This is a genomic window from Pseudomonas sp. AL03, from assembly GCF_029960815.1.
In the GTDB taxonomy this organism is placed as follows: domain Bacteria; phylum Pseudomonadota; class Gammaproteobacteria; order Pseudomonadales; family Pseudomonadaceae; genus Aquipseudomonas.
In genome coordinates, this window is sequence record NZ_JASBRE010000003.1 from 144,488 (window position 1) to 157,294 (window position 12,807).

General features: G+C 60.1%; 9 protein-coding genes. 8 read left to right on the forward strand and 1 reads right to left on the reverse strand.

Translation table 11 applies throughout. The annotated features are described in order from the left end of the window. The first annotated feature begins 87 nt into the window (after positions 1–87). From QK293_RS04760 to QK293_RS04795, 8 genes are all read left to right on the forward strand, one after another. A complete protein-coding gene (locus QK293_RS04760; protein WP_282375916.1) occupies positions 88–1,956 on the forward strand; it encodes an extracellular solute-binding protein in 1,869 nt (622 codons plus the stop codon). After that, on the forward strand, positions 1,956–3,017 hold the full coding sequence (locus QK293_RS04765; RefSeq protein WP_282375917.1) for a microcin C ABC transporter permease YejB: 1,062 nt from the start codon (positions 1,956–1,958) through the stop codon (positions 3,015–3,017). Before QK293_RS04760 ends, QK293_RS04765 begins: the two co-directional genes overlap by 1 nt. Then, positions 3,017–4,039, forward strand: coding sequence for an ABC transporter permease (locus QK293_RS04770; protein ID WP_282375918.1), 1,023 nt, complete (start codon positions 3,017–3,019; stop codon positions 4,037–4,039). The genes QK293_RS04765 and QK293_RS04770 overlap by 1 nt, the downstream gene beginning before the upstream one ends. A gap of 27 nt (positions 4,040–4,066) precedes the next feature. Beyond that, complete coding sequence (locus tag QK293_RS04775; RefSeq protein ID WP_282375920.1) at positions 4,067–5,650, forward strand: ABC transporter ATP-binding protein; 1,584 nt, start codon at positions 4,067–4,069, stop codon at positions 5,648–5,650. Next, the gene (locus QK293_RS04780) at positions 5,647–7,062 is read left to right on the forward strand and encodes a sigma 54-interacting transcriptional regulator (protein WP_282375921.1); all 1,416 of its coding nucleotides are present in this window, start codon (positions 5,647–5,649) and stop codon (positions 7,060–7,062) included. The genes QK293_RS04775 and QK293_RS04780 overlap by 4 nt, the downstream gene beginning before the upstream one ends. Positions 7,063–7,357: 295 nt before the next feature. Further along, positions 7,358–8,749: a GntP family permease gene (locus tag QK293_RS04785; protein WP_282375922.1), complete on the forward strand. Its 1,392-nt coding sequence runs from the start codon at positions 7,358–7,360 to the stop codon at positions 8,747–8,749. A gap of 7 nt (positions 8,750–8,756) precedes the next feature. Continuing rightward, positions 8,757–9,542: a 3-hydroxybutyrate dehydrogenase gene (locus QK293_RS04790; protein WP_282375923.1), complete on the forward strand. Its 786-nt coding sequence runs from the start codon at positions 8,757–8,759 to the stop codon at positions 9,540–9,542. A 140-nt stretch (positions 9,543–9,682) separates the two neighbouring features. Continuing rightward, positions 9,683–11,638, forward strand: coding sequence for an acetoacetate--CoA ligase (locus QK293_RS04795; RefSeq protein WP_282375924.1), 1,956 nt, complete (start codon positions 9,683–9,685; stop codon positions 11,636–11,638). A gap of 7 nt (positions 11,639–11,645) precedes the next feature. Here QK293_RS04795 and QK293_RS04800 read toward each other — a convergent pair whose 3' ends face one another. After that, the gene (locus tag QK293_RS04800) at positions 11,646–12,755 is read right to left on the reverse strand and encodes a PilT/PilU family type 4a pilus ATPase (RefSeq protein ID WP_282375925.1); all 1,110 of its coding nucleotides are present in this window, start codon (positions 12,753–12,755) and stop codon (positions 11,646–11,648) included. Positions 12,756–12,807 lie beyond the last annotated feature (52 nt).

A 12,807-nucleotide genomic window follows, 5' to 3' on the forward strand; every position in this document is an offset into this window, starting at 1 on the left:
GTGTTTGGGATACGTGATACGGCTGGCGAGGGACGCGCCGCTAGCGTACAAATTGCGGATATTGACCACCCGGCTCTAAGGCTGACAATGCGACTGGCTTTCTCTACTTTGTTGTTCACTGCCGTGACCCTGTTGTTGGGCGTCACCGGTGTGAATGCAGCACCGCAACATGCGTTGACCGTGTACGGTGAACCGGCGAAGTATCCTGCCGGCTTTAGTCATTTTGCCTATACAAACCCGCAAGCCCCCAAGGGTGGCACGATGCGCCGCTCGGCAATCGAAATCGGTCATTTCGATCATATGTTGCCTTACATCGACAAAGGCATTGGCGTCACACAGATAGACGGCCTGCTTTACTCCCCCCTCGCCCAGCGCTCGCTGGACGAGCCTTACACCGTGTACGGTCTGGTGGCTACGATGATGGAGCGCTCGGACGACGGTTTGTTCCTGCGTTTCTACCTGAACCCCAAGGCCCGTTTCGCCGACGGCAAACCGATCACAGCCGAAGACGTGCGCTACACTTTCGACCTGCTGATGACCCAGGGCAGCCTACGTTATCGCACCCAATTCGCCGACGTCAAAGGCGTCGAAGTGGAGTCGCCGCTGACGGTTCGGTTCGACTTGAAAAGTAATCAGAACCGTACCCTGCCCCTCGATATCGCGACCTTGCCGGTGTTTCCCGAGCATTGGTGGAAGACTCGCGACTTCGCCAATGGTGGCGGTTACGAGCCGCCGTTGGGCAGCGGCCCCTACAAGGTGAGCAAGGTTGACTCCGGTCGCAGCATCACCTTCGAGCGTAATGCCGATTGGTGGGGCAAGGACCTGCCGGTCAGCCGCGGCCTCTACAACTTCGATCGTTTCAGCATCGAGTACTTCGGCGATACCGACGTCGCCCGCCAGGTCCTGCGGGGGGGTGCCTACGACTACAACCGCGAATTTTCCGCCACCGGTTACTCCATCGGCTACGACAGCCCGGCCCTGAGCGACGGGCGCTTGCAAAAGGCGCATCTGGCAACACAAGCCCCCCAACCGGCCCAGGGTTTTGTGTTCAACCTGCAAAACCCGATGTTCCAGGACCGTCGAGTGCGCCAGGCGCTGGTCATGCTCTGGGATTTCGAGTGGAGCAACCGGCAGATGATGCGCGACATGTACATCCGCCAGCAGAGTTTCTTTTCCAACACCGACCTCGCCGCCCGACAACTGCCGGACGCCGGCGAGCTGGCGATTCTCGAACCGTTGCGCGGGCAGATCCCCGACGAGGTGTTCACCAAAGTTTTCGAAGCACCAAAAACCGATGGCAGCGGCCTGATACGCGACAAACAGCTGCAGGCACTCGACTTGCTCGAACAGGCCGGCTGGAAACCCGATGGCGATCAACTGGTCAACGCCGAAGGCAAGCCGCTGAGTTTCACTTTCCTGGTCAGCCAGAACGGCATGGACCGATTGCTGCTGCCTTATAAGCGCACCCTGAAACAGATCGGCATCGACCTGAACATCCGTCGCATCGACTCGTCCCAATACGTAAATCGCCTGATGAGCCGCGATTACGACATGATCGTCACCGGCTACCCGGTCACGACTTCGCCAGGCAGTGAACTGTTCAATTACTTCGGCTCGTTCTCGGCCAACGACCCTGGCGCCAACAACTACATGGTCCTGAAGAATCCGGCCGTCGACACACTGGTCACCGGGCTGGTTCGCGCCACCACCCAACCCGAGATGCTGCGCTACGCCCACGCGCTGGACCGGGTGCTGCAATGGAACTACTACTGGATTCCCAACTATTACCCGCCGGGCACCTCCACTGTGTGGTGGAATCGTTTCGGCAGGCCCAACGAGCAAGCGAGCAATGACGAAGCCATCGAGAGCTGGTGGGAAATAAGCACCACGCCATTGACCAACCAACAGATGACGGCTGAGCAAATCAACCGTGGCAAACCCGGAGGGCCGCGCTGATGTGGGCTTATATACTGCGGCGTCTGCTGTTGATCATTCCGACGTTGGTGATCATTCTTCTGGTCAACTTCATCATCGTCCAGGCCGCACCGGGCGGCCCGGTGGAACAGGCCATCGCTCGGTTGCAAGGCATCGGCGGGGCGAGCGTCGGCGGCGGTTCCGGCGAAACCATGTCCGGCACCTCCCGATCCAGTCGCGGCCTCGACCCGCAGCTGATCAAGGACATCGAAAAGCAATACGGCTTCGATAAGTCGGCGCACGAACGCCTGTGGCTGATGCTCACCCGTTACGCGCGCCTGGACTTCGGCAAGAGTTTTTTTCGCGGCGCGACCGTCACCGACCTGATCCTGGAAAAAATGCCGGTGACCATTTCCCTCGGGCTCTGGGCGACGCTGATCACCTACCTGGTGTCGATTCCTTTGGGCATCCGCAAAGCCGTGCACCACGGCAGCCATTTCGATATCTGGAGCAGCACCGCGATCGTCATCGGCTACGCCATGCCAGCGTTCCTGTTCGCGATGTTCCTGATCGTGGTCTTTGCCGGTGGCACCTCGCTGAACTGGTTCCCGGTGCGCGGGCTGGTCTCGGACAACTTCGAGTCGCTGTCGACCGTGGGCAAAATCGCCGATTACTTCTGGCACCTAATATTGCCAGTCACCTCGCTGGTGATCGGCGGGTTCGCCACGCTGACCATTCTGACCAAGAACTCCTTCCTCAATGAAATCACGCGCCAGTACGTGGTCACCGCCCGCGCCAAGGGCCTGAGCGAACGCCGAGTGCTTTACGGTCATGTGTTTCGCAACGCCATGCTGTTGGTTGTTTCGGGGATTCCCCAGGCGTTTATCAGCGTATTTTTTGCCGGTTCCCTGCTGATCGAAGTGATTTTCTCCCTCGACGGATTGGGCCGCATGAGCTACGAGGCCGCGGTTTCACGGGACTATCCGGTGGTATTCGGTTCGCTGTTCATCTTCACGCTGTTCGGCCTCTTGATAAAACTCGTCGGCGACCTCTGCTACACCCTCGTCGATCCGCGTATCGACTTCGCCGCGAGGAACGCCTGATGTTCAAGCTCTCGCCGTTAGGTCGTCGTCGTTTCGAGCGGTTCAAGAAAAACCGTCGCGGCTGGTGGTCGCTGTGGTTGTTTGTCGGCCTGTTTCTGTTGACCCTCGGTGGCGAGCTGATCGCCAACGACAAGCCGCTGATCGTCAGCTATCAGGGATCCCTCTACTTCCCGGCCCTGAAGCGTCATACCGAGCAGGAGTTTGGCGGCCAGCTGCCGTTCCAGGCGGACTACCGCAGCGACTATGTGCAGAATCTGATTCACAAGGACGGTGGCTGGATGCTGTTCCCGCCGATCCCCTTCAGCGACGACACGCCGAACTATGACCTCAATCAACCGACGCCCAGTCCTCCGACGAAGGTTAACTGGCTGGGCACCGACGACCAGGCGCGGGACGTGTTGGCTCGAGTGATTTTCGGTGCGCGGGTGTCAATCCTGTTTGCCTTGATGCTGACGTTTGTCAGCGCACTGATCGGCATCGCCGCCGGCGCCCTGCAAGGCTACTACGGCGGCTGGGTCGACCTGATCGGTCAACGGTTGCTGGAGGTTTGGTCGGGGCTGCCGGTGCTGTATTTGCTGATCATCCTGTCGGGTTTCGTCGAGCCTAATTTCTGGTGGCTACTGGGGATCATGGCGCTGTTTTCCTGGCTGGCCCTGGTGGACGTGGTGCGCGCCGAGTTTCTACGCGGACGCAACCTGGAATACGTCAAAGCAGCACGGGCACTGGGCCTGACCGACCGCAAAATCATCGTCCGGCACATCCTGCCCAACGCGATGAACGCGGCCCTGAGCTATCTGCCGTTCATTCTGACCGGGGCGATCTCGACCCTCACCGCATTGGACTTCCTCGGTTTCGGCATGCCCGCCGGCAGTGCATCGCTGGGCGAGTTGATCGGCCAAGGCAAGCAGAACCTGCAAGCGCCGTGGCTGGGATTGACAGCGTTTTTCACCCTGGCGCTGATTCTTTCTTTACTGGTGTTTATCGGGGAGGCGTTACGTGATGCTTTCGATCCCCGATCTTGATCCGAGATCATGATGCGGACTGTTGATATGAGTAACAACCTGATCGAAATCCGTGACCTCAGCGTGGCCTTCAGCGGCCAGACCGTGGTGCGCAACCTGTGCCTGGACATCCGCCCCGGTGAATGCCTGGCGCTGGTGGGCGAGTCGGGCTGCGGCAAATCGGTGACCGCCCACTCGATCCTGCAACTGCTGCCCGAGAGCGGCACCGAAACCACTGGCAGCATCCGCTATCGTGGCAAGGAGCTGGTCGGCGCTTCGGCCAAGGTGCTGCGTGAATTGCGCGGTAACCGCATCGCGATGATCTTTCAGGAGCCGATGACCTCGCTCAATCCGCTGCACAGCATCGAAAAACAGATCGGCGAAACCCTGCTGCTGCACAAGGGCCTGACCGGCAAAGCGGCGCAAGCGCGGATTCTCGAGTTGCTGCATCTGGTGGGCATTCAGAAGCCCAAAGAGCGGCTCAAGGCCTACCCCCACCAACTGTCCGGCGGCCAGCGGCAACGGGTGATGATCGCCATGGCCCTGGCCTGCGAACCGGAATTGCTGATCGCCGACGAACCGACGACAGCGCTGGACGTGACGGTGCAGCGCAAGATCCTGCTGCTGCTCAAATCCCTGCAACAGCGACTCGGCATGTCGCTGCTGCTGATCAGCCACGACCTCAATCTGGTGCGCAGCATTGCCCAGCGAGTGTGCGTGATGAAGGCTGGGGAAATCGTCGAGCAGGCACCTTGCGAAACACTGTTTACCGAACCGAAACACCCTTACAGCTGCGTATTGCTGAACGCCGAACCGGAAGGTGAAGCTCTGCCCCGGGACGAGCGCGAGAACGTGCTGGAAGTGGACAATCTACGGGTGCAGTTCGCCCTCGGTGGCGGGCTGTTTCAGCGCAAGACTTATCTCAAGGCCGTGGACGGTATCAGCCTGAATATTCAGCGCGGCAAGACGCTGGGCATTGTGGGCGAATCCGGTTCCGGCAAGTCGACGCTGGGTCAGGCGATCCTGCGTTTGCTCGATTCCGAAGGCAGCATTCGCTTTCAAGGTGAGGCGCTGGACGGTCTGACGCAGAAGCAGCTTCGACCATGGCGCAAGAAAATGCAGGTGGTGTTTCAGGACCCCTTCGGCAGCCTCAGCCCACGAATGTCCGTGGCGCAGATCATCAGTGAAGGCCTTGAGGTGCATAGCCAGTTGACCGCTGACGAATGCAAAGCCGAAGTGATTCGGGCATTGGAAGAAGTTGGCCTCGACCCGCAAAGCCGCCATCGCTACCCGCACGAGTTCTCCGGTGGCCAACGCCAACGCATCGCCATCGCCCGCGCGCTGGTGCTGAAACCGGCGCTGATCCTGTTGGACGAACCGACTTCGGCGCTGGATCGCACGGTGCAAAAACAAGTGGTCGCCCTGCTCCGCCAACTTCAGGAAAAACATGGCCTGACTTACCTGTTCATCAGCCACGACCTGGCGGTGGTGCGCGCACTGGCTCACGACATGATCGTGATCAAGGACGGCAAAATCGTGGAAAGCGGCGCCAGCCACGACGTGTTCGATTCGCCGCAGCATCCGTACACCAAAGAGCTGTTGGCGGCGGCGCATCCTGGGGCCGTTCGATGAACACCACCGACAGCCTCAAGGACTACCAACGCGTTCGCCTGCTGGCGATCCGTTCGTTGTTCGAGATCATTGAGCAGTCGAGTGAAGGCACGGTGATTGTCGACCGCGATGCCAACATCGTCTGGATGAACGAGCGTTATGCCCGACGCTTCGGCCTGGAATCGGCGGAAGTGGCCATCGGCAAGGCCTGCGAAAGCGTGATCCCCGGCAGTCTGTTGCGCGAGGTGGTGCGCACGGGGCGGCCGATTTTGCTCGACATGCAGGACACCCCCAAAGAGCCGCTGGTGGTGATGCGCCTGCCGATTCACGACGACGCCGGTGTGGTGATCGGCGCCATCGGTTTTGCGCTGTTCGACGAATTGCGCAGCCTCTCGCCGATGCTCAAGCGCTACATGAGCATGCAGGAAGAACTGGCGTCTACCCGCTCGCTGTTGCGAGCGCGGCAGACCAAGTACAACTTCGCCCATTTTATCGGCACCAGCGCCGCCAGCCTGGAAGTCAAACGCCGCGCCCGACGCAGTGCCAGCGCTGATTCACCGGTGTTGTTGCTGGGTGAAACCGGCACTGGCAAAGAGCTGCTGGCCCAGGCGATCCACGGCGCTTCGCCGCGCGCGCACAAAGCCTTCGTCAGCATCAACAGCGCGGCGATTCCCGAATCGTTGCTGGAAGCGGAATTTTTCGGCACCGCGCCCGGCGCGTTTACCGGCGCCGATCGCAAGGGCCGCGCCGGCAAGTTACAGATCGCCCAGGGCGGCACACTGTTCCTCGATGAAATCGGCGACATGCCGTTGCCACTTCAAAGCAAATTGCTGCGGGTCCTGCAGGAAAAGGAATTCGAACCGGTGGGCTCCAACGAGGTGATCCAGAGCGATGTGCGGGTGATCGCCGCGACCTCCACGGATTTGCAAGCCGCGATTAAACGCGGCGAATTCCGCGCCGACCTGTATTACCGCCTCAACGTACTGCCGATCCAGGTCCCGCCGCTTCGTGATCGACTGGATGACCTGCCGGCCCTCAGTGAAGCGATCCTTGAGGAACTGCGCAGTCAGCACGAATTGAACCGTGAATCGCTGGAGCTGTTGGGTCAGCACGCCTGGCCGGGGAACATACGCGAACTGCGCAATGTGCTGGAGCGCGCGGCATTGCTCAGTGATGACTTGATGCTGAATGCCACAGATATCCGCGCGGCGATTGGTACGTTCACACCGGTAGAGCGTGTCGCACCAGTAACGATTGAGCCGGTTGCGCAGGAGACTTTCAGTGCGGCTCGGGAGCGGTTTGATCGACAGTTGATTGAGGCCACCCTCGCGCAATGCGGCGGGAAGGTTGTTGAAGCGGCGGCGCGATTGGGACTGGGGCGGTCGACGTTGTACAAGAAGATGGTGGCGTTGGGGATTGCCGAGTCTCTATAAAGAGACATCGATCTCTATTGGTAGATCGGGCCTCTTCGCGGGCAAGCCTCGCTCCTACAGGTCAGGGAGTTCGCGATTTATCGGCTGGCCACAAACCCGTAGGAGCGAGGCTTGCCCGCGAAGGCGTCCGCACGGCCACTAAAAATCTCAAAACAGAGACAAACATACGCACCCCCACATTAAATACAAATAATTTATTTATATTTCAATGTCTTACACGGATGGCACGAAACTCGCTATAGCCCTCTCCCACAAAAGATTCACCCTACAAAAATAACAATCCAGGAGACACACCATGAGTGTGATCATTGCCTTGGCAGCCCTCACGCTGCTAATGCTCGCGGCCTACCGTGGCTACAGCGTTATCCTCTTTGCCCCGATTGCCGCCCTCGGCGCCGTTCTGCTCACCGACCCTTCCGCCGTCGCCCCTGCCTTCACCGGGGTGTTCATGGAGAAAATGGTCGGCTTCATCAAACTGTATTTCCCGGTGTTCCTGCTCGGTGCGGTGTTCGGCAAGCTGATCGAACTGTCAGGCTTCTCGCGCTCCATCGTCGCAGCGGCGATTCGCCTGCTCGGCACCCGTCAGGCGATGCTGGTGATCGTGTTGGTCTGCGCCCTGCTGACTTACGGCGGCGTGTCGCTGTTCGTGGTGGTGTTCGCGGTCTACCCGTTTGCTGCTGAAATGTTTCGCCAGAGCAATATCCCCAAGCGACTGATTCCGGCGACCATCGCCCTCGGTGCATTCTCGTTCACCATGGACGCCCTGCCCGGCACCCCGCAAATCCAGAACATCATCCCCAGCACCTTCTTCAACACCACCGCCTGGGCCGCGCCCTGGCTGGGTGTGATCGGCGCGATCTTCGTGTTCTGCGCCGGCATGCTGTTTCTCCAGCGCCAGCGCAACAAGGCGCAGCACGCCGGGGAAGGGTATGGCACCGATCTGCGCAACGAGCCGCAAACCGCTGCCAACATCAAACTGCCAAATCCGTGGATCGCTGTGTCGCCGCTGCTGGCCGTCGGCATTATGAACCTGCTGTTTACCCAGTGGATTCCGCAGTGGTACGGCAAGACCCACAGCCTCGCGCTGCCGGGCATGGCCGCGCCGGTGACCACCGACATCGCCAAGCTCACTGCGATCTGGGCGGTTCAGGCGGCCTTGCTGGTGGGCATCATCATGGTGTTGGTGTTCGGCTTCCAGGCGATTCGCGGCAAGTTGGCCGAAGGCAGTCGAAGTGCGGTCAGCGGTTCGTTGCTGGCGGCGATGAACACCGCGTCGGAATACGGCTTTGGTGCGGTGATCGCCTCCTTGCCGGGCTTCCTGGTATTGGCCGACTGGCTCAAGAGCATTCCCAATCCGCTGGTCAACGAAGCGATTACCGTGACCCTGCTGGCTGGCATCACCGGTTCTGCATCGGGCGGTATGAGCATTGCGCTGGCGGCCATGGCCAATGACTTCATCGCAGCCGCCCATGCCGCCAACATCCCGCTGGAAGTGCTGCACCGGGTGGCCGCGATGGCCAGTGGCGGCATGGACACCCTGCCGCACAACGGCGCGGTGATTACCTTGCTGGCGGTCACGGGCCTGACCCACCGCGAAGCCTACAAAGACATTTTCTGTATTACGCTGATCAAGACCCTGGCGGTTTTTGTGGTGATCGGTACTTTCTACGCCACTGGCATTGTGTGAGGTATTCATGACGACTCTTTCGGGCAAGACTGCACTGGTCACCGGTTCCACCAGCGGCATCGGCCTGGGCATTGCCCTCAGCCTGGCCAAGGCTGGCGCCAATCTGATCCTCAACGGTTTCGGTGATGCGTCCAAAGTGATTGCCGAGGTCGAGCTGCTCAATAACAAAAGCGGTGGCAAGGTTGGCCATCACCCGGCCGATGTCAGCGACCCGGCGCAAATCGCCGACATGATTGCCTACGCCGAGCGTGAGTTCGGCGGCGTGGACATCCTGGTCAACAATGCCGGCATCCAGCACGTGGCGTCGGTGGAGGATTTCCCGGTGGAGCGCTGGGATTCGATCATTGCGATCAACCTGTCGTCGGTCTTCCACAGCACCCGTTTGAGCCTGCCAGGCATGCGCGCCAAGGGCTGGGGACGGATCATCAACATCGCTTCGGTGCATGGCCAGGTCGGGTCGGTCGGCAAGGCGGCATACGTGGCGGCCAAGCATGGGGTCATCGGCTTGACCAAGGTGGTGGGTCTGGAAACGGCCACCACCAACGTCACCTGCAACGCCATCTGCCCGGGTTGGGTGCTGACGCCGCTGGTGCAGAAGCAGATTGATGATCGCATCGCCAAAGGGGTCGACCCGCAGCAGGCGCAGCATGATTTGCTGGCCGAGAAGCAGCCGTCCCTGGCGTTCGTCACGCCGCCGCAACTGGGCGAGCTGGTGCTGTTCTTGTGCAGCGAAGCCGGTAGCCAGGTACGCGGTGCGGCGTGGAATATTGATGGTGGGTGGTTGGCGCAGTAACCCACAGATGATCGTTCCCACGCTCTGCGTGGGAATGCAGCCCGGGACGCTCCGCGTCCCAAAGCGGACGCAGAGCGTCCATTGAGGCATTCCCACGCAGAGCGTGGGAACGATCTGATACCAACAAGAAGAGGCAAGCCATGTCCGACATTCTCTGGCAACCCAGCGCCAAGCGCATCGGCAAGACCCGCATGGAGGCCTTCCGGCGCTTCATCAATCAGCGGCACAACCTGCACGTCGACGACTACCCTGCCCTGCACCAATGGTCCATCGATCAGCGCGAAGCGTTCTGGCAGGCCATCGTCGATTTTTTCGACATCCGTTTCCACGATCAACCGGACGCTGTGCTGGTGGAAGGCGCGCAAATGCCCAGCGCCCAATGGTTTCCCGGCGCCACCCTGAACTTCGCCGAGCACCTGCTGCGCCGTCGCGACGATGCCGTGGCAGTGGTGGCCATCGGTGAAAACGGCCAACGCGAACAGCTGACCTGGGCCGAACTGGCAGAGCATGTCGCCGGTTTTCAAAATAGCTTGATCGCCGCTGGCGTCGTCGTTGGCGACCGAGTGGCCGCGTGCATGCCAAACACCTGGCAAACCCTGGTGGCCATGCTCGCCACCACCAGCCTGGGGGCGATCTGGTCCTGCTCTTCGCCGGACTTCGGCACTCAAGGGGTGATCGATCGCTTCGGTCAGATCGAACCGACCGTGCTGATCACCTGCGCCGGTTACCGCTATGCCGGCAAAGAGATCGAGCAGGCCGCCAAGGTCAACGAGATCCTCGAACGCCTGCCGTCCTTGCAGCAACTGATCGTCGTGCCTTACGCCCGGCCACAGGCGCGCATCGAGGACTTCTACACCCGGGCCAACGTGACGCTCTGGGATGATTTCTACGACGCTGGCGGCGAACCGGATTTCGTTCCCGTGCCCTTCGCGCATCCGCTATACATCCTCTATTCCAGCGGCACCACGGGCGTGCCCAAATGCATCATTCACAGCACCGGCGGCGTATTGCTGCAACACGTCAAGGAACATGGCCTGCATTGCGATCTCGGTCCCGGCGACCGTTTGTTCTACTACACCACGTGCGGCTGGATGATGTGGAACTGGCTGGTCTCGGCACTGGCCGTGGACAGCGCGGTGGTGCTGTATGACGGCTCGCCGTTTCATCCCGCCACCGAGCGCCTGATCGATCTGATCGACGACGAACGCATCAGCGTCTTCGGCACCAGCCCCAAGTACCTCGCGACCCTGGAAAGCAGCGGCGTCAAAGCTCGCGAAAGCCATGACCTGAGCAGCCTCAAAACCCTGCTCTGCACCGGTTCCGCGTTGTCGCCCCAGAGTTACGACTATGTCTACCGCGACCTCAAGGCTGACTTGTGCCTGGCCTCGATGTCCGGCGGCACCGACATCGTTTCGTGTTTTGTGAACAGCAATCCGCTGCAACCCGTGCGCCGTGGCGAGATACAAGGCAAAAGCCTGGGCATGGCGGTGGAAGTCTGGAACGACGACGGCCAGCCTGTGATCGGCGAAAAAGGCGAGCTGGTGTGCACCCGGCACTTTCCGGCAATACCCATCGGGTTCTGGAATGACCCTCAGCAGGAAAAGCTTCGTGCCTCGTATTTCAGTCAGTTCCCCGGTGTCTGGGCCCAAGGCGATTACGCTGAACAATTGCCCCATGGCGCGATGATGATCCACGGACGCTCCGACGCCGTACTCAACCCCGGCGGCGTGCGCATCGGCACGGCGGAAATCTACCGTCAGGTGGAGAAGGTCCCGCAGGTACTGGACAGCGTGGCCATCGGTCAGCAATGGCTGGATGACGTTCGGGTCGTGCTGTTCGTACGTTTGCGTGACGGTGTCGAACTCGACGAGGGACTGGAACAGCAGATCCGCCAGGTCATCCGCGCCAACACCACGCCACGGCATGTGCCGGCGAAGATTGTCGCGGTGACGGACATTCCGCGGACGATCAGTGGCAAGGTTGTCGAGTTGGCCGTGCGAAATGTGGTGCACGGGCAGAAGGTAAAGAATATCGATGCCCTGGCCAATCCCGAAGCGCTTGAACAGTTCCGCAACCGACCGCAATTGCAAAGCTGAGCGGGCCTCAGTCCATCAACCCCCATTCACCCGGTGGTGCATGGGGACCCGGTGATGCTTCGGCGTGCAGCTTTAGCCGCAAGCGCAAGTTGTTCACCGAATCCGCATGTTTGAGCGCTTCTTCCTCTTCAATCGCCCCCTCGACGACCAACGCGTATAACGCACCATCAAACGTCTGCATCCCCAGTTCCACAGACTTCTCCATGATCCCCTTCAGCTCTGAAAACTCATTGCGCCGGATCAGGTCGCCGATGGTCGGCGTCCCGAGCATCACTTCTACCGCCGCCCGTCGCTTGCCGTCGCGGGTGCGCACCAAGCGCTGGGAAACGAAGGCCTTGAGGTTGTTGCCCAAATCATTAAGCAGCTGCGGCCGGCGCTCTTCGGGGAAGAAATTGATGATCCGGTCCAGCGCCTGATTGGCGTTGTGCGCATGCAGGGTGGAAATGACCAGATGGCCGGTATCGGCAAATGCCAGCGCGTGCTCCATCGTCTCGCGGTCACGGATTTCGCCGATCAGCACCACATCCGGTGCCTGGCGCAGGGTATTTTTCAATGCAGCATGAAAACTGCGAGTATCGACGCCGACTTCGCGCTGGTTGATGATCGACTGCTTGTGCCGATGGATGTACTCGACCGGGTCTTCGATGGTGATGATGTGGCCACTGCTGTGGCGATTGCGGTAGTCGATCAATGCCGCCAGCGAAGTGGACTTACCCGAGTCGGTGGCGCCAACGAACAGCATCAGGCCTTGTTTGAGCATCACCGTCTCGAGCAGTACCGACGGCAGGTTGAGGTCTTCGAAACGCGGAATGTCGAGTTTGATGTTGCGCGCCACGATCGACACATCGTTGCGTTGTTTGAAGATATTGACCCGAAAGCGCCCGACACCTGGCAAAGAGATCGCCAGGTTCATCTCCAGCTCCCGATCGAACATCAGACGTTGTTCGGCGTCCATGATGGACTCGGCAATGGCCGCAATTTCTCCCGGTTTGAACGGCTGATCGGCCAATGGTTTAAGCACACCGTCGAACCGTGCGCTGGGTGGCGCGCCGGTGGACAGGTACAGATCGGAGCCATCCTGATTGGCCAGGAGCCTCAACAGCGAATCGATTTCCATGGCAAAAAGCACCCGCGAAGCATTCAATGAACAGAAATGACCCAAAATGGGT